The organism is Enterobacter sp. WP_7_1 (assembly GCF_003688535.1).
GTDB classification, from domain to species: domain Bacteria; phylum Pseudomonadota; class Gammaproteobacteria; order Enterobacterales; family Enterobacteriaceae; genus Enterobacter; species Enterobacter asburiae.
The window spans coordinates 539,837-557,464 of record NZ_REFK01000003.1 but is presented as its reverse complement, the minus strand read 5'-3'; the positions used below and the strand labels follow the sequence as shown (position 1 = coordinate 557,464).

Annotated in this window: 15 protein-coding genes and 5 tRNA genes; 5 read left to right on the top strand and 15 right to left on the bottom strand. The window is 56.1% G+C overall.

Going from position 1 to position 17,628, the window contains the following annotated elements; translation table 11 throughout:
* The first annotated feature begins 183 nt into the window (after positions 1-183).
* The 5 genes from BJ885_RS15935 to leuA all read left to right on the top strand — a co-directional run bounded on the left by BJ885_RS15935 (position 184) and on the right by leuA (position 6,913).
* Positions 184-1,368 carry an MFS transporter gene (locus BJ885_RS15935; RefSeq protein WP_029742048.1) on the top strand — a complete coding sequence of 395 codons (1,185 nt, stop codon included), beginning with the start codon at positions 184-186 and terminating at the stop codon, positions 1,366-1,368.
* A gap of 313 nt (positions 1,369-1,681) precedes the next feature.
* Positions 1,682-2,212, top strand: coding sequence for a transcriptional repressor MprA (mprA, locus tag BJ885_RS15930; protein WP_023308933.1), 531 nt, complete (start codon positions 1,682-1,684; stop codon positions 2,210-2,212).
* 126 nt (positions 2,213-2,338) lie between these two features.
* Entirely contained in the window at positions 2,339-3,511 is a 1,173-nt protein-coding gene (gene emrA, locus BJ885_RS15925; RefSeq protein ID WP_063144178.1) for a multidrug efflux MFS transporter periplasmic adaptor subunit EmrA, read from the top strand.
* A 16-nt stretch (positions 3,512-3,527) separates the two neighbouring features.
* A complete protein-coding gene (gene emrB, locus BJ885_RS15920; protein ID WP_045357562.1) occupies positions 3,528-5,075 on the top strand; it encodes a multidrug efflux MFS transporter permease subunit EmrB in 1,548 nt (515 codons plus the stop codon).
* 182 nt (positions 5,076-5,257) lie between these two features.
* Entirely contained in the window at positions 5,258-6,913 is a 1,656-nt protein-coding gene (leuA, locus tag BJ885_RS15915) for a 2-isopropylmalate synthase (RefSeq protein ID WP_059347767.1), read from the top strand.
* Here leuA and BJ885_RS15910 read toward each other — a convergent pair.
* From BJ885_RS15910 to pncC, 15 genes are all read right to left on the bottom strand, one after another.
* Positions 6,900-7,664, bottom strand: coding sequence for a helix-turn-helix domain-containing protein (locus BJ885_RS15910; protein WP_121932295.1), 765 nt, complete (start codon positions 7,662-7,664; stop codon positions 6,900-6,902). The genes leuA and BJ885_RS15910 overlap by 14 nt on opposite strands.
* A gap of 54 nt (positions 7,665-7,718) precedes the next feature.
* On the bottom strand, positions 7,719-8,234 hold the full coding sequence (gene luxS, locus BJ885_RS15905; protein ID WP_047646219.1) for an S-ribosylhomocysteine lyase: 516 nt from the start codon (positions 8,232-8,234) through the stop codon (positions 7,719-7,721).
* A 153-nt stretch (positions 8,235-8,387) separates the two neighbouring features.
* Positions 8,388-9,932 (bottom strand): glutamate--cysteine ligase, encoded by a 1,545-nt coding sequence (gene gshA, locus BJ885_RS15900; protein WP_121932294.1) that lies wholly within the window; start codon positions 9,930-9,932, stop codon positions 8,388-8,390.
* Positions 9,933-10,015: 83 nt separating this feature from the next.
* Positions 10,016-10,444 (bottom strand): YqaA family protein, encoded by a 429-nt coding sequence (locus BJ885_RS15895; RefSeq protein WP_008499541.1) that lies wholly within the window; start codon positions 10,442-10,444, stop codon positions 10,016-10,018.
* Positions 10,441-11,007 carry a fructose-1-phosphate/6-phosphogluconate phosphatase gene (gene yqaB, locus BJ885_RS15890; RefSeq protein WP_023308940.1) on the bottom strand — a complete coding sequence of 189 codons (567 nt, stop codon included), beginning with the start codon at positions 11,005-11,007 and terminating at the stop codon, positions 10,441-10,443. Before yqaB ends, BJ885_RS15895 begins: the two co-directional genes overlap by 4 nt.
* Before the next feature lie 250 nt (positions 11,008-11,257).
* Positions 11,258-11,334: transfer RNA gene (locus tag BJ885_RS15885), tRNA-Arg, on the bottom strand.
* Between the two features lie 29 nt (positions 11,335-11,363).
* Positions 11,364-11,440 (bottom strand) — tRNA-Arg (locus tag BJ885_RS15880).
* A 29-nt stretch (positions 11,441-11,469) separates the two neighbouring features.
* Positions 11,470-11,546, bottom strand: a tRNA-Arg gene (locus tag BJ885_RS15875).
* Between the two features lie 64 nt (positions 11,547-11,610).
* Positions 11,611-11,687 (bottom strand) — tRNA-Arg (locus tag BJ885_RS15870).
* Between the two features lie 4 nt (positions 11,688-11,691).
* Positions 11,692-11,784, bottom strand: a tRNA-Ser gene (locus tag BJ885_RS15865).
* A 342-nt stretch (positions 11,785-12,126) separates the two neighbouring features.
* Entirely contained in the window at positions 12,127-12,312 is a 186-nt protein-coding gene (gene csrA / locus BJ885_RS15860) for a carbon storage regulator CsrA (protein ID WP_000906486.1), read from the bottom strand.
* A gap of 241 nt (positions 12,313-12,553) precedes the next feature.
* A complete protein-coding gene (alaS, locus tag BJ885_RS15855) occupies positions 12,554-15,181 on the bottom strand; it encodes an alanine--tRNA ligase (RefSeq protein ID WP_045888112.1) in 2,628 nt (875 codons plus the stop codon).
* Positions 15,182-15,312: 131 nt separating this feature from the next.
* A complete protein-coding gene (recX, locus tag BJ885_RS15850; RefSeq protein ID WP_045404219.1) occupies positions 15,313-15,813 on the bottom strand; it encodes a recombination regulator RecX in 501 nt (166 codons plus the stop codon).
* 68 nt (positions 15,814-15,881) lie between these two features.
* Positions 15,882-16,940 (bottom strand): recombinase RecA, encoded by a 1,059-nt coding sequence (gene recA, locus BJ885_RS15845; protein ID WP_047646223.1) that lies wholly within the window; start codon positions 16,938-16,940, stop codon positions 15,882-15,884.
* Between the two features lie 89 nt (positions 16,941-17,029).
* On the bottom strand, positions 17,030-17,527 hold the full coding sequence (gene pncC / locus BJ885_RS15840; protein ID WP_023308944.1) for a nicotinamide-nucleotide amidase: 498 nt from the start codon (positions 17,525-17,527) through the stop codon (positions 17,030-17,032).
* Between the last annotated feature and the right edge of the window lie 101 nt (positions 17,528-17,628).

The following is a 17,628-nucleotide window of genomic DNA, read 5'->3' as shown; positions in this document are numbered from 1 at the left end:
CCCTCACCCCGGCCCTCTGTTAGCGTTCCCTCTCCCTGTGGGAGAGGGTTAGGGTGAGGGCACCAGACCGCACCATTCACCTAAACCGCACAATACATCACCCAACAATCCCCCAACTTTCACAATCATTAGCTATTATGGTTTCCGGAAAAATAATCACTCAACTAACGATTCCTGAAACTAATGACAAAAACAACTCAAGGGCTTAGCCCCGCACTCATCCTTTTAATGTCCGTGGCAACGGGTCTGGCGGTCGCCAGCAACTATTACGCGCAGCCTCTTCTCGACACCATCGCCCGCGCGTTCAATCTCTCCGCCAGCTCCGCAGGCTTTATCGTCACCGCAGCACAGCTGGGCTATGCCGCCGGGCTGCTGTTTCTGGTGCCGCTCGGCGATATGTTTGAACGCCGAATGCTGATCGTTTCTATGACCCTGCTGGCCGCCGGTGGGATGCTGATCACCGCCAGCAGCCAGTCGCTGACGATGATGATCGTCGGAACCGCGCTAACGGGGCTGTTCTCCGTGGTGGCGCAAATCCTGGTCCCGCTCGCCGCGACCCTCGCCTCTCCGGAAAAACGCGGCAAGGTGGTGGGCACCATCATGAGCGGCCTGCTGCTGGGAATTTTGCTGGCGCGTACCGTTGCAGGGCTGCTGGCAAGCCTCGGCGGCTGGCGCACCGTATACTGGGTTGCGAGCGTGCTGATGGTCATCATGGCGCTGGCGCTGTGGCGCGGGCTGCCAAAGGTGAAGCAGGAAAATCACCTGAACTATCCTCAGCTGCTGGCCTCCGTTTTCAGCCTGTTTACGCAGGACAAGCTTCTGCGCACCCGCGCCCTGCTGGGCTGTTTCACCTTCGCTAACTTCAGCATTCTCTGGACGTCGATGGCGTTTCTGCTGGCCGCGCCGCCGTTCAACTATTCCGAAGGGGTGATTGGCCTGTTCGGCCTGGCCGGTGCCGCAGGCGCACTGGGCGCGCGTCCCGCAGGCGGGCTGGCCGACAAGGGCAAATCCCACCTGACCACCTCCGCAGGGCTGGTTTTACTTCTGCTCTCCTGGGCGGCGATCTGGTACGGACACATCTCGGTGCTGGCGCTGATTGTCGGTATCCTGGTGCTCGATCTCACCGTTCAGGGCGTTCACATCACCAACCAGACCGTCATCTATCGCGTGAAGCCAGAGGCGCGTAACCGCCTGACGGCCGGATACATGACCAGCTACTTCATCGGCGGCGCGGCGGGTTCACTCATTTCAGCGTCGGCGTGGCAGCATGCGGGCTGGTCGGGGGTATGCGCGATCGGGGCCATCGTCGCCACCCTCAACCTGCTAGTATGGTGGCGCGGTTATCACCGTCAGGATGCAATTAACTAACATTTACATTGAGTTGGCCTCTTAGGGTGTTAAGAGGCCCTTCACTCTGTTAATGTAAACGTAATCATTTATCCCAGAAATTTTAATGTGGGTGACATATTTACAATCGGCATGAATAGTTCAGACCCCCGTCCTCACATCCTCTCTTCAGCGGGTTCACACCCTACGCTTTCTGTGCTCACCGGGTCACGGACTTACCCGGCGCTTTCTGATGGTGACATAAGTTTGGCGGATATAACCGCACAAATAATTCATTTACATTATTTGTCACTATCGTTACTATATCGGCTGTAATTAATGAGGTTATGCCCAAATGGATAGTTCGTTTACGCCCATTGAACAAATGCTTAAATTCCGCGCCAGTCGCCATGAGGACTTCCCGTATCAGGAAATCCTGCTGACTCGCCTGTGCATGCACATGCAGGGTAAGCTACTGGAAAACCGTAATAAAATGCTGAAAGCTCAAGGGATTAACGAGACGTTGTTTATGGCGTTGATTACGCTGGAGTCTCAGGAAAATCACAGCATTCAGCCTTCCGAACTGAGCTGCGCGCTGGGCTCCTCCCGTACCAATGCGACCCGTATTGCCGATGAACTCGAAAAGCGCGGCTGGATTGAGCGCCGTGAAAGCGACAACGATCGCCGCTGCCTGCATCTGCAACTGACCGATAAAGGTCACCAGTTCCTGCGCGAGGTGCTGCCACCTCAGCACAATTGCCTGCACAAACTCTGGTCTGCCCTCAGCACCGCCGAGCGCGACCAGCTTGAGCACATCACTCGCAAGCTGCTCACCCGTCTGGACCAGATGGATGAAGACGGCGCCGTTCTTGAGGCGCTGCGCTAACGCGACGACACGCTCACCATTCCAGATTCATAAGAAAACCGACAGGCCAGCACGTCACACTGCTGGCCTTTCTGACAACAGGTCGGCTCAGCCGATGTGAAAATAAGAAGATCGTGGAGAACTACAATGAGCGCAAATGCGGAGAGCACTACCCCGCAGCAGCCGGGCAACAAGAAAGGCAAACGTAAGAGCGCCCTTCTTCTGTTGACCTTGCTCTTTATCATTATTGCCGTGGCATATGGGATCTATTGGTTTTTAGTACTGCGTCATGCTGAAGAGACTGACGACGCGTACGTGGCAGGGAACCAGGTACAAATTATGGCGCAGGTGTCGGGCAGCGTGACGAAAGTCTGGGCTGACAATACCGACTTTGTGCAAAAAGGCGATGTGTTGGTGACCCTCGATCCAACCGACGCCCAGCAGGCGTTTGAAAAAGCACAGACCGCGCTAGCCTCCAGCGTCCGTCAGACCCGCCAGCTGATGATCAACAGCAAGCAGCTGCAGGCCAACATCGACGTGCAGAAAACGGCGCTGGCGCAGGCGCAGAGCGACCTGAACCGCCGCGTACCGCTCGGCACGGCTAACCTGATTGGCCGTGAAGAGCTGCAGCACGCGCGCGACGCCGTTGCAAGCGCTCAGGCACAGCTGGATGTGGCCATTCAACAGTACAACGCTAACCAGGCGATGGTGCTGGGCACCAGCCTGGAAAACCAGCCCGCCGTACAGCAGTCGGCGACCGAAGTGCGCAACGCGTGGCTTGCCCTGCAGCGTACCAAAATCGTCAGCCCGATGACCGGCTACGTCTCCCGTCGTTCCGTCCAGCCAGGGGCGCAGATTAGCCCAACCACGCCGCTGATGGCGGTCGTGCCGGCAGACAATCTGTGGGTAGACGCCAACTTTAAAGAGACGCAGCTTGCCCATATGCGTATCGGCCAGACCGCGACGGTTGTCAGCGACATCTACGGCGACGACGTGAAGTACACCGGTAAAGTGGTCGGCCTGGATATGGGGACCGGCAGCGCCTTCTCCCTGCTGCCTGCGCAAAACGCCACCGGTAACTGGATCAAAGTGGTTCAGCGTCTGCCCGTGCGTATTGAGCTGGATGCCAAACAGCTGGCGGATCACCCGCTGCGGATCGGCCTCTCTACGCTGGTGACGGTCGACACCGCCAACCGCGACGGTCAGATCCTGGCAAGCCAGGTTCGCAGCAGCCCGGCTTATGAAAGTAACGCCCGTGAAATTAGCCTCGATCCGGTCAACAAGCTGATCGATGACATCGTGAAGGCAAACGCCGGTTAATCCGAAGGTGAGCGTTATGCAACAGCAAAAGCCGCAAAAACCGCTGGAAGGCGCGCAGCTGGTCATTATGACCATCGCGCTGTCGCTGGCGACTTTCATGCAGGTGCTGGACTCCACCATCGCAAACGTGGCGATCCCGACCATCGCCGGTAACCTTGGCTCGTCGCTGAGCCAGGGGACCTGGGTCATTACCTCGTTTGGGGTGGCAAACGCCATCTCCATTCCGATTACCGGCTGGCTAGCAAAGCGCGTCGGTGAAGTGAAGCTGTTCCTCTGGTCGACGGTATTGTTCGTTCTTGCCTCCTGGGCGTGCGGCATGTCCAGCAGCCTGACGATGCTGATCTTCTTCCGCGTCATTCAGGGGATTGTCGCCGGGCCGCTGATTCCGCTGTCGCAGAGTTTACTGCTGAACAACTACCCGCCCGCCAAACGTTCGATTGCGCTGGCGCTGTGGTCAATGACCGTGATTGTCGCGCCGATTTGCGGGCCTATCTTAGGCGGCTATATCAGCGACAACTATCACTGGGGCTGGATCTTCTTCATCAACGTACCGATTGGCGCCATCGTGGTAATGCTGACGCTCCAGTCGCTGCGCGGAAGAGAAACCCGGACGGAACAGCGGCGTATCGACGCCATTGGCCTGGCACTGCTGGTTGTCGGCATCGGTAGCCTGCAGGTCATGCTCGACCAGGGCAAAGAGCTGGACTGGTTCAACTCCCGGGAGATCATCATCCTGACGATTGTCGCGGTGGTGTCGCTGAGCTTCCTGATTGTCTGGGAGCTGACGGACGATAACCCGATAGTCGACCTGTCGCTGTTTAAGTCGCGAAACTTCACCATAGGCTGTCTGTGTATCAGCCTCGCCTACATGCTCTACTTCGGCGCGATTGTACTGCTGCCGCAGCTGCTGCAGGAGGTATACGGCTACACCGCAACCTGGGCAGGTTTAGCCTCGGCGCCGGTTGGATTGATTCCGGTTCTGCTGTCGCCGATTATTGGCCGCTTCGCCCACAAGCTCGACATGCGCCGGCTGGTGACGTTCAGCTTTATCATGTATGCCGTGTGTTTCTACTGGCGCGCGTATACGTTCGAACCGGGAATGGACTTTGGCGCGTCCGCGTGGCCGCAGTTTATTCAGGGCTTTGCCGTGGCGTGCTTCTTTATGCCATTGACCACCATCACGCTTTCCGGTTTACCGCCTGAGCGCATGGCGGCGGCATCGAGCCTGTCGAACTTTACGCGAACGCTGGCGGGCTCGATTGGTACGTCGATCACCACCACCCTGTGGACTAACCGTGAATCGATGCACCATGCCCAGCTGACCGAAGCGGTGAACCCGTTCAACCCGAACTCCCGGGAGATGTACAACCAGCTTCAGGGAATGGGTATGACGGAACAGCAGGCGTCAGGGTGGATTGCCCAGCAGATCACCAACCAGGGTCTGATTATCTCCGCCAACGAGATTTTCTGGATATCGGCGGGGATCTTTATCGTCCTGCTGGGGCTGGTGTGGTTTGCTAAACCACCGTTTGGCGCCGGTAGCGGCGGCGGTGGGGCGCACTAGTCCTGTGACAGTTGCCCGGTGGCGCTGCGCTTAACGGGCCTACGAACGTAGGCCGGATAAGGCGTAGCCGCCATCCGGCAAAAAACCGCACCGTGTCCAGAACGCGACAGCCATTGTCAGTTTCGATAAAGCAGCGCGCCTGAAATCAATTCACGATAGTGAAAAGACAACAGGAGCGCATCATGCTGAACACACCCGCCGACAAGTACCAACCCTATCCGACCCTTTCCCTGCCCGACCGCCGCTGGCCGGAGCAACGCATCACCCGCGCGCCGCGCTGGCTCTCAACCGACCTGCGCGACGGCAACCAGGCTCTTGCCGAGCCGATGGACAGCACCCGCAAGCTGCAGTTCTGGGATCTGCTGCTGGGCTGCGGATTCAAAGAAATTGAGGTGGCTTTCCCATCCGCCTCGCAGACGGATTTCAACTTTGTTCGCCAGCTGATTGAAGAGAACCGCATCCCGGATGACGTCACGATTCAGGTATTAACCCAGGCGCGGGAAGATCTCATCCATCGTACTTTCGAATCCCTGCGCGGTGCGAAACAGGCCACCGTCCATCTGTATAACGCCACCGCCCCGCTGTTCCGCCGCCTGGTATTCGGCATGGAGAAAGCGCAAATCGTCGAGCTGGCGACGCGATCCACGCGGCTTATTCGTCAGTTGTGTGAAGAGAACCCGGACACCCGCTGGCAGTATGAGTACTCCCCGGAAACCTTCTGCTTTACCGAACCGGAATTTGCGCTGGAGATTTGTGAAGCCGTGGCGGAGATCTGGCAGCCGTGCGACGAACGGCCGATGGTGATCAACTTACCGGCCACCGTCGAAGTGAGCACGCCGAACGTCTATGCCGATCAGATCGAGTATTTCTGCCGCCACTTCAGCCGCCGCCGGGATGTCTGCATTAGCGTCCACCCGCATAACGACCGCGGTACCGGCGTCGCCAGCGCCGAGCTGGCCGTGATGGCGGGCGCAGACCGCGTGGAGGGCTGCCTGTTTGGCAACGGGGAGCGCACGGGCAACGTCTGCCTGGTGACGCTGGCGATGAATCTCTACAGCCAGGGCGTCAGCCCGAATCTGGACTTTAGCGATATGAACCGGGTGGTGGAAGTGGTGGAAGCCTGCAACCAGCTGCCGGTGCATCCGCGCCATCCGTGGGCGGGTCGGCTGGCCTATACCGCCTTCTCCGGCTCGCACCAGGACGCGATCAAAAAAGGTTTTGATGCCCGCAGGCCTGGCGAGCGCTGGGAGATGCCGTATCTGCCCGTCGATCCGCAGGATATCGGCTGCACCTACGAAGCGGTGATCCGCGTAAACAGCCAGTCAGGGAAAAGCGGCAGCGCGTGGCTCATCGAACAGAATCATGGTCTGAAATTACCCCGCGCCCTGCAGCAGGATTTCAGCCAGCACGTGCAGCAGGAAACCGATCGCCACGGAAAAGAGATGACGCAAAATGCGCTGTGGCAGCTGTTCCGCACCCGCTACGGCCTGGTAGCCACGCCGCAGTTTGCGCTGCAATCCTACCGCAGCGACAGCCAGCAGGACGGCCAGCTGCGTTTGACGGCAAGCATCGCTACGCACGGGGGAACGCGTCAGCTGGAAGGTCAGGGTAACGGTCTGCTCTCCGCCGCCGCTCAAGGCTTAAGCCGCTGGGTCAACGCCCCGTTCGTGATTAAGGATTATCACGAGCATACGTTAGGCGAACGCAGCGACAGCCGCTCGGTGGCCTACATCCGCTGCCTGTTCCAGGACGGGAGCAGCCGCTGGGGCGTGGGCATCGACAGCGACGTGGCGCGCGCGTCGCTTCAGGCACTCTTAAACGCCGTCAGTCGTTCTTAAAGTAATCGCTGGGGGAAACGCCCATCACCCGGCGAAACATCGCCGTAAAGGCGCTGTGGCTGCCGTAACCCAGATCCAGCGCCACGCGCAATACCGGCTGGCCCTGCGCCAGCCGCACTAAGGCTTCCAGCAGGCGCGCCCTTCTCAACCACTCGCCGAAGCTTAATCCCGTCTGCTGCTGAAAATGGCGGTTCAGAGTACGTTCGCTCATGTTCATCATGCTCGCGGCCTGCGCGCTGCTCCAGCTTTCCCCCGCGTTTTGCCGGATTTGCAGACACAGGTGGCGTAACGCCTCAGTTTCTGGCTCCGGCAGGTGAAACGGCAGCACGGGCATGGTGCGGATTTCATCGAGAATGAGCTCATAGACGCGTTCATCCCGGCTGCCGGGCGAGTACGATTCAGGTAAATCAAGAGAGACGAGGATCAGCTCGCGCAGCAGCGGCGCGATCTGCACGATCTGGCAGTTGGCCGGGAGATCGGCCCGCGCCAGCGGATCGATAAACAGCGTTCGCGCCGCCACGTTGCCGGTGATGCGAAGCGAGTGGCGGGTCCCCGCCGGTAGCCAGACGCCGCGACCGGGAGGAACAACCCAACAGCCCGATGCCGTATCGACCCGTACCACGCCGCTCAGGGTGTGCAACAGCTGTGCACAGTCGTGCTCATGCCACGGCTCGCTGTCGCCATGAACGTAATCATGGGCAAACGGAACGAGGGGACGATGGATAAAGGAGAAGGTTGCGGTTGTGGTCATGGGGTTGAACCACCCTCACCCTACCCTCTCCCTGAGGGAGAGGGAAAAGGTGCACTAGATGTGCAGTTCCTGCAGTTTTTCTTTTGGCAGGGCCAGCTCTTCGTTGCTGTTCACGCGAACATCACGCTCGATGATGTGACGCGCGATTTCCTGCGCTTCTTCCAGAGAGTGCATCTGGTAAGTACCGCACTGGTAAACGTTCAGCTCAGGGATCTGGTTCTGCTCTTTCACCTTCAGCACGTCTTCCATCGCCGCTTTCCACGCATCTGCGACGCGTTTCTCGTCAGGCACACCAATCAGACTCATGTAGAAACCGGTACGGCAGCCCATCGGAGAGATATCGATGATCTCAACGCCGTTGCCGTTCAGATGGTCACGCATGAAACCGGCAAACAGGTGCTCCAGGGTATGAATGCCTTTCTCTGGCATCACTTCTTTATTTGGCACGCAGAAACGCAGATCGAAGACGGTGATCGTGTCGCCGTGCGGGGTGTGCATGGTCTTCGCCACGCGTACTGCAGGTGCTTCCATACGGGTATGGTCGACAGTAAAGCTATCTAATAACGGCATACGTCACCTCCGATAGTGATTTTTTTTAAAATAAACTGAACTCTTCTACAGAATGCACGTCTGAGTATATGAAAGACGCGCATTTGTTATCATCATCCCTGAATTCAGAGATGTATATTTTGGCCACAGCGATGTGGCCTTTTTCTTTTCTGCTTAACCCTGCTTCGCCAGAAACGCCTCAAACGACTCGGTATCCGCCGCTTCAACCTCTTTCTGACGCACCACGGACGCATCGCGTTCCGCGGCAAAATCCGCTTCGCTCAGCACTTCTAACGGCTCCTGCATCAGCATCTCACGGTACTCCGCTGAGAGTGAACGCCCCGTGCCGCCAATGCCCTGATCGATCATATAACGCAGAATACGCGCTGAGAACGTCAGTTCCGGATTATCAAAACATTCCACCAGCTGGTCGCAGATCTGTTGATACGCGTCGCCGCCGTCAATGCTGTCCATTGTGCGGGCAACACGCTTCAGATCGCGGAACAGATCTTTGCCGACTTTGGTCAGCGGGAACTGTGCCGTTTCACAGCCGATACCCAGCGTCAGACCCGGTTTACGTCCTTCCAGAATCACGCGATTCCAGTTTGTACGGGTACAGAGCAGTTCGTCTGAACTCATTTCCGGCGCATCCGCCAGCACGCACCAGACCATAAACAGATCCAGGAAGCGAATCTGCTGTTCATCAACACCAATCGGTGAGAACGGGTTGATATCCAGCGAGCGTACTTCAATGTATTCGATCCCGCCGCGCTGCAGCGCATCCGACGGGGTTTCACCGCTGCGCGTCACGCGTTTAGGGCGAATAGGCGCATACAGCTCGTTTTCAATCTGCAGCACATTGCTGTTGATTTGCAGGCGCTTGCCGTCTTTTTCGAGGCCGATTTTCTCGTACTCTTCCGACGGGGTTTTGATCGCCCGCTTCAATCCTGCCACATATTCGTGCAATTCGTTAAACGTAATACCGAGATTGCTTTGCGATTTATTGGTATAACCGAGATCGCTCAGGCGCAGAGAGGTGGCGTACGGGAGATAGTACATTCCGCACTCGGTCTTCTCGAACGGCAGCGTGGTCGGTTTCCCCTGCAGGAACGAAGAACAGATCGCCGGGGAGGCACCAAACAGATACGGGATCACCCAGCCGAAACGGTAATAGTTGCGGATCAGGCGGAAGTAGCCTTCAGAGATCGCGTCTTTATCCGTTTCACCGCATTTCGCCTGCCAGAACGCCATTGGCAGCGAGAAGTTGTAATGCACGCCCGAGATCGTCTGCATCAACGCGCCGTAGCGGTTTTTCAACCCTTCGCGATAGAGCGTTTTCAGCCGACCGATATTTGACGTGCCGTACTGCGCCAGCTCAATCTCCTGGCCCTGCTCGATATAGCACGGCATGCTGAGGGGCCACATACGTTCGTCGCCCATGTTGCGCGCGGTATAGCGATGGATATCGCGCATGATCGTCAGCATATGATCAATATCACCCTCTACTGGCGTGATGAACTCCAGCAGTGCCTCAGCGAAATCGGTTGTGATCCATTTATGTGTCAGCGCCGAGCCTAACGCCTTCGGGTGACCCGTCGTCGCTAAGCTACCGTCCGCGTTAACGCGCAGCGTTTCACGCTCAAGACCACGCTGAATACCCTTCAATGCCTGAGGGTGGTTTTCCAGCCAGGCCAGCGCCTGAGATACGTCCGGGATCAAATTGACCTCCCGCCTGTCAAAGTAATGTTACTCAGCATAATTGTAATGGTTGACGATTGAAGGTCGCGTATTCATTCCACCAATTAGTGCCACCACGTCATACCCTGTAGTGTTGCCCACGCCACGAGAACATAGCGCAACGCCTTGCCAAGGCACAAAAAAAAGAGCACCGGTCCCCAGGAGATGCGCATCCATCCCGCCAGTAGACACAGTAAATCGCCTATTACAGGCATCCAGCTTAATAACAGCGTGGCAGCGCCATAGCGTTTTAGCCAGCCGACTGCCTTTTCCTGCCAGCGCGATTTTTCGCGTAGCGGAAAGAAACGCCCAAGAATAACGTTAGTCAGCCCTCCAAGGCTATTACCCATTGTTGCTATTAATACAAGCAGCCAGGGCTGACTCACGCCGGACAACAGCATCGCCACCAGCACCACTTCCGAATTTCCCGGTAACAACGTGGCGCTTAAAAAACTGCTGGCGAATAATGAAGCAAGTGACAGCGCGTCACTCACAGTAAGCGCACATCCACCGCATCCATTCCGGCATCACGCGCGGCCTGAATGCCGAAATCGGCGTCTTCAAATACGACACATTTTGCCGCCGGGACGCCCATTAATTCTGCGCAAAGCAGGAAGGTGTCCGGTGCGGGCTTGTGATGTTTAACATGATCGGCAGCGACCACGGCAGAAAAATAGTGGCGCAGGCCAAGATGATTGAGCAAAGCTTCTGCAATCGAGCTTTCACTGCCCGTTCCGACCGACATCGGGCGGCGCCCGTGCCACTCTTTTACCACATCAATCAGCGGCAGAGGGCGTACGGTATCTAAAAGCATGGCTTTTACCGCATCGGTTTTTTCGCGCGCGAGCAGATGCGGGTCGAGATCGGCCTGATTCAGTTCAATGACGGCCTGTGCAATACGCCAGGTGGGGGATCCGTTGAGGGCAATCATCGCCTGAAGATCGAAACGCATTCCGTAGCGGCCCAGGACGTCAGTCCAGGCTTGACGATGCGTGGGTTCGGTATCCAGGAGAGTGCCGTCCATATCGAAGATCAAACCGTCATACTGTGCGTACATCGTGCTCTCGCTAAACGATTAACAAAGCATTACTTTATCGTAAATGGTGATTTTTGTCGCTGATTGAGAGTGTGATTGCTGACGGAACGTCGAAGGAATAAACAAAGAAGGAGAAGATGGTGCATCCGGGAGGATTACTCGGCTTACGCCTCGCCCTGCGGGCCGTTGCTAAAGCAACGTTATCCTCCCTGGTGCTTGCGATTAACTCGCAGACCTTAAAACAACAGCATCGCTGTTATCCAGGAGAATATGGTGCATCCGGGAGGATTCGAACCTCCGACCGCTCGGTTCGTAGCCGAGTACTCTATCCAGCTGAGCTACGGATGCATCGGAATAATGCTTTTAGAAACAGTAAATGGTGCATCCGGGAGGATTCGAACCTCCGACCGCTCGGTTCGTAGCCGAGTACTCTATCCAGCTGAGCTACGGATGCATCAGGGTACTGCTTTCAGAAATAGTAAATGGTGCATCCGGGAGGATTCGAACCTCCGACCGCTCGGTTCGTAGCCGAGTACTCTATCCAGCTGAGCTACGGATGCATCGGGATTTACTACTGTACTGCTCGATATTCATATCACTTCTAAAGCAATATGAAGTAATAGATGGTGCATCCGGGAGGATTCGAACCTCCGACCGCTCGGTTCGTAGCCGAGTACTCTATCCAGCTGAGCTACGGATGCAAAATGGCGGTGAGGCGGGGATTCGAACCCCGGATGCAGCTTTTGACCGCATACTCCCTTAGCAGGGGAGCGCCTTCAGCCTCTCGGCCACCTCACCACACAACGCCTCTTTCGAGTGCTTCGAGTTACTCGTTAAGAGCTTCTCGTCGCTGCGTGGCGCATATATTACTTTCTGGGACTTATAAGTCAAACAATTTTCCAAAAGCTTTTATCGTTTGCACAAATCACACGCAATTCGCATGTAAAAGCCGCAAAGAGGGTGTTTTATAAGCGGATTTTGCAGGCATCTTCACAGAAAACCTCGGCAGAAATGGCGGCGTAAGGGCGAGTTAAGGGGAACGAAGTGGTTAAAAAGAGAGCGTTTGAAATTAAACGGTAACGTTGAGCAGGAAAAATGACAGGAGGGTTGCGTCTCGCCCGACAGCGAGACGCGACAATATCAGTAACTGGACTGCTGGGATTTTTCAGCCTGGATACGCTGGTAGATCTCTTCACGGTGGACAGATACTTCTTTAGGAGCGTTAACACCAATACGTACCTGGTTACCCTTTACCCCTAAAACTGTCACGGTGACCTCATCCCCAATCATGAGGGTCTCACCAACTCGACGAGTCAGAATCAGCATTCTTTGCTCCTTGAAAGATTAAAAGAGTCGGGTCTCTTGTATCCCGGCATTATCCATCATATAACGCCAAAAAGTAAGCGATGACAAACACGTAAAGTGTAAGCAGTCACGGCATCACATTCTGTTAAACGTAAGTTTAGCCGATATACACAAACTCAACCTGACTTTATCGTTATCGATAGCACAGTGAACAAGACGCCATAACGTTACCGCTATGGCGTCTGCTTGTGCTTTGTAGTTATTACAGTTTCGCGCTTACCCAGCTTTCAACGCTGGCCAAAGCTTGCGGAAGTGCCGCCGCATCCGTACCACCGGCTTGCGCCATGTCCGGACGACCGCCCCCCTTGCCGCCCACCTGCTGAGCGACCATACCAATCAGTTCCCCTGCTTTTACGCGGTCAGTCACATCCTTAGAGACGCCCGCAATCAGAGAAACCTTACCTTCTGCCACTGTCGCCAGCACGATAACGGTAGAACCAAGCTGGTTCTTGAGATCGTCGACCATAGTACGCAGCATCTTAGGCTCAACGCCCGCCAGATCGCTGACCAGCAGTTTGACGCCCTTAATGTCTACAGCCTTGCTGGAGAGGTTTGCACTCTCCTGCGCCGCAGCCTGCTCTTTCAGCTGCTGCAGCTCTTTTTCCAGCTGACGCGTGCGATCCAGCGCAACGCGCACTTTCTCGCCCAGGTTCTGGCTATCGCCTTTCAGCAGCTGCGCGATGTCGTGCAGCTGATCGCTCTGCGCATGCAGGCTGGCAATCGCACCTTCACCGGTCACCGCTTCAATACGACGCACACCTGCCGCCGTTCCTGACTCGGAAACAATGCGGAACAGGCCGATGTCACCGGTGCGCGATGCGTGCGTACCGCCGCACAGCTCGGTAGAGAAGTCGCCCATGCTCAGCACGCGAACGCGGTCGTCATATTTCTCACCAAACAGCGCCATCGCACCTTTTTTCTTCGCGTCCTCGAGCTCCATGATGTGGGTCTCGATTGGCAAGTTACGACGGATCTGCGCGTTCACCAGATCTTCCACCGCGCGGATTTCAGACGGTTTCATCGCTTCAAAATGCGAGAAGTCGAAACGCAGCACTTTGTCGTTAACCAGAGAACCTTTCTGTGCAACGTGGGTACCCAATACGTCGCGCAGGGCAGCGTGCATCAGGTGGGTTGCAGAGTGGTTCAGACGAATGCGCGCGCGGCGAGCTTCATCCACGTTAGCCTGTACGCCCTCGCCCACTTTCAGAGAACCGGAAACCAGTTTGCCCTGGTGACCAATCGCCTGACCGTATTTCTGGGTGTCGCTGACGCTAAAGCTGAAACCGTTGCCTTTCAGTTCGCCCTTATCGCCAACCTGACCGCCGGATTCCGCGTAGAACGGCGTTTTGTCCAGAATGACAACCGCATCCTGACCCGCGCTGATGCTGTCCACGGCTTTACCGTCAACAAACAGAGCGGTCACTTTGCCGGTCAGTTCCAGCGCGTCATAACCTTTGAATTCTGACGCGCTATCAACGCGGATCATCGCGTTGTAGTCTGCACCGAAACCGCTGGATTCACGCGCACGACGACGCTGCTCTTCCATCGCGGCTTCGAAGCCCGCTTCGTCAACTTTGATGTTGCGCTCGCGGCAAACGTCCGCCGTCAGGTCAACCGGGAAGCCGTAGGTGTCGTACAGGCGGAAAGCGGTTTCGCCATCCAGCGTGTCGCCCTTAAGTTTCGCCAGCTCTTCGTCCAGCAGCGCCAGACCGCGCTCCAGCGTACGCGCAAACTGCTCTTCTTCGGTTTTCAGAACCTGCTCTACCTGCGCCTGCTGGCGTTTCAGCTCATCACCGGCAGCCCCCATCACGCCAATCAGTGGCCCAACGAGTTTATAGAAGAAGGTGTCCTTCGCGCCCAGCATGTTGCCGTGACGGATGGCACGACGAATGATACGACGCAGCACGTAGCCACGGTTTTCATTCGACGGGATAACGCCGTCGGCAATCAGGAACGCACAGGAACGAATGTGGTCCGCGATAACGCGCAGCGATTTGTTGTTCAGGTCGGTCGCGCCGGTAACGTTCGCAACGGCTTTGATCAGGGTGCTGAACAGATCAATTTCGTAGTTGGAGTTAACGTGCTGCAGAACCGCGGCAATACGCTCCAGGCCCATACCGGTATCAACGGAAGGCTTCGGCAGCGGCTCCATCGTACCGTCAGCCTGACGGTTGAACTGCATGAAGACGATGTTCCAGATCTCAATGTAGCGATCGCCGTCTTCTTCCGGGCTGCCTGGAGGGCCGCCCCAGATGTGGTCGCCGTGATCGTAGAAGATCTCGGTGCACGGGCCGCAAGGACCGGTATCACCCATCTGCCAGAAGTTGTCAGACGCGTATGGCGCGCCTTTGTTATCACCGATGCGAATAATACGCTCGCGCGGGATCCCGACTTCTTTTTCCCAGATTTCGTAGGCTTCGTCATCGGTTTCATAGACGGTAACCCACAGACGCTCTTTCGGCAGGTTAAACCAGTTTTCACCGGTCAGCAGTTCCCACGCATATTGAATAGCATCGTGTTTGAAGTAGTCGCCGAAGCTGAAGTTACCCAGCATTTCGAAGAACGTATGGTGACGCGCGGTGTAACCGACGTTTTCCAGGTCGTTGTGTTTACCGCCCGCACGCACGCAACGCTGTGAGGTTGTGGCGCGGGAATAATTACGCTTGTCGAGACCAAGGAACACATCCTTGAACTGGTTCATCCCGGCGTTGGTAAACAGCAGAGTCGGATCGTTGTTCGGTACCAGGGAGCTGCTGGCAACAACCTGGTGTCCCTTACTATGGAAAAAATCGAGAAACGCCTGACGGATCTCAGCGGTGCTCTTGCTCATAATTATCCTGAAATCAAGCTAACGAAATGTCGTAGCCAGCCTGTATCGGTAAACCGTTGGACAGACCAGCTACTGGAAAAAGTGGGAATAAGATAAGTTTTCTTTAGTGGGAAGTAAAATCCCGCATGCGTTCAATCGGCAAAATTACGCCAGATATCCTGAATATCTTCCATGAGAAAGCCACGGTAGAGCAAAAAGCGCTGGATTTTGACTTTTTCTGAAAATTCACGCGGCAGCGGTTCGCCGTATTTACGTATCGCCTGTTCTCTGGCCAGCTCGCACCAGTCAGTATCGCATTCACGCATCGCTTTTTCGATGGACTCCCGGGCCACCCCTTTCTGGTTCAGCTCCTGCCGGATGCGTGCGGGCCCATATCCTTTGCGGCCGCGGCTGGCGAGAAACCGCGAGGCAAAACGCTCGTCATCGAGATAATGATGCTCATAGCACCAGGCAATCACGCGGTCATAATCTTCCGCCGTGGCATCAATCTCTTCCGGCCCGTTTTTACTCATCACCGGAGCCGACAGTTTTCGCCGCAGCTCCTGTTCACTGTGGTCACGAACGGCCAGGATACGCACCGCGCGGTCCAGTAAGCGTGCATACGCGGGTCGACGTGTTGTCGGTTCACTCATAAAAAACCTGCTGATTCAGAAATGCAAAAAGGGCCGCATCAGCAGCCCTTCATTTTTAAACGAAAGAATTAAAAGTCTTCGTTAGTTTCTTCAGCATCCGCGGCATCGACCACGAAATCAGGTTTGGAGTCCTGGTTGTTCAGCAGAAGCTCACGCACCTTCTTCTCAATCTCTTTCGCTGCAGCCGGGTTATCTTTCAGCCAGGAGATCGCGTTCGCTTTACCCTGACCAATCTTGTCACCGTTGTAGCTGTACCAGGCGCCCGCTTTTTCAATCAGCTTCTCTTTCACGCCCAGGTCAACCAGCTCGCCGAGGAAGTTGATCCCTTCGCCGTAGAGGATCTGGAACTCAGCCTGTTTGAACGGTGCGGCGATTTTGTTCTTCACAACCTTCACGCGGGTTTCGCTACCCACCACGTTCTCGCCCTCTTTCACCGCGCCGATACGGCGGATATCCAGACGGACAGAGGCGTAGAATTTCAGTGCGTTACCACCGGTAGTGGTTTCCGGGTTACCGAACATCACACCAATTTTCATACGGATCTGGTTGATGAAGATCAGCAGCGTGTTGGACTGCTTCAGGTTACCGGCCAGCTTACGCATCGCCTGGCTCATCATACGTGCCGCGAGGCCCATGTGAGAGTCACCGATTTCACCTTCGATTTCGGCTTTTGGCGTCAGTGCGGCAACGGAGTCGACCACGATAACGTCAACGGCACCAGAACGCGCCAGCGCGTCACAAATTTCCAGCGCCTGCTCACCGGTGTCCGGCTGAGAACACAGCAGGTTGTCGATATCCACGCCCAGCTTGCGAGCATAAACAGGGTCCAGCGCGTGCTCGGCATCGATAAACGCACAGGTTTTACCTTCGCGCTGTGCCGCGGCAATCACCTGCAGCGTCAGGGTGGTTTTACCGGAGGACTCTGGCCCGTAGATTTCTACGATACGGCCCATAGGCAGACCGCCAGCGCCCAGCGCGATATCCAGAGAAAGCGAACCGGTGGAGATGGTTTCCACATCCATGGAACGGTCTTCACCCAGGCGCATGATGGAGCCTTTACCGAATTGCTTTTCGATCTGGCCCAGTGCTGCCGCCAACGCTTTCTGTTTGTTTTCGTCGATAGCCATTATTACTCCTGTCATGCCGGGAGAAGCGACTGTGCTTCACCGTGGATTTCTGTTCTGTTGGTGCAATTATACTGTATGGTCATACAGTATCAAGTGTTTTGTAGAAATTGTTGCCAGAGCGTTTTTAACGCATAAACGGTTGCCTGACGACGCACGCTTTCGCGATCGCCGCTGAAGCACTCCCGGCGGGTGATCCCTTCCCCTTTGGAGGTGGCGAACCCAAACCAGACGGTGCCGACAGGCTTCACGTCGCTGCCGCCGTCCGGGCCCGCAATGCCGCTAATGGAAATCGCGTAATCTGCGCGCGCCTCTTTGAGCGCACCAATGGCCATCTCGATCACCACCGGTTCGCTGACCGCGCCATGCTGTTCAAGCGTTGATTCACGCACGCCAATCATCTGTGCTTTAGCTTCGTTACTGTAGGTCACAAAACCGCGTTCAAACCAGGCGGAACTGCCGGCAATATCAGTAATCGCTTTCGCCACCCAGCCGCCGGTGCAGGATTCCGCAGTGGTGATTGTCGCGCCACGCTGCTTCAGCGCTAGGCCAACGATCTCGCTAAGCTGCATCAATTCATGGTCAGTCATTCTCGCTCCTGGCATCAGAAAAACGTGCTGCACAAGATAGCACTTTCTCGTCAGATGTGGGGATGCACTTCAGGTTTTACGAGGGGGCTTCAGAAAAAAGC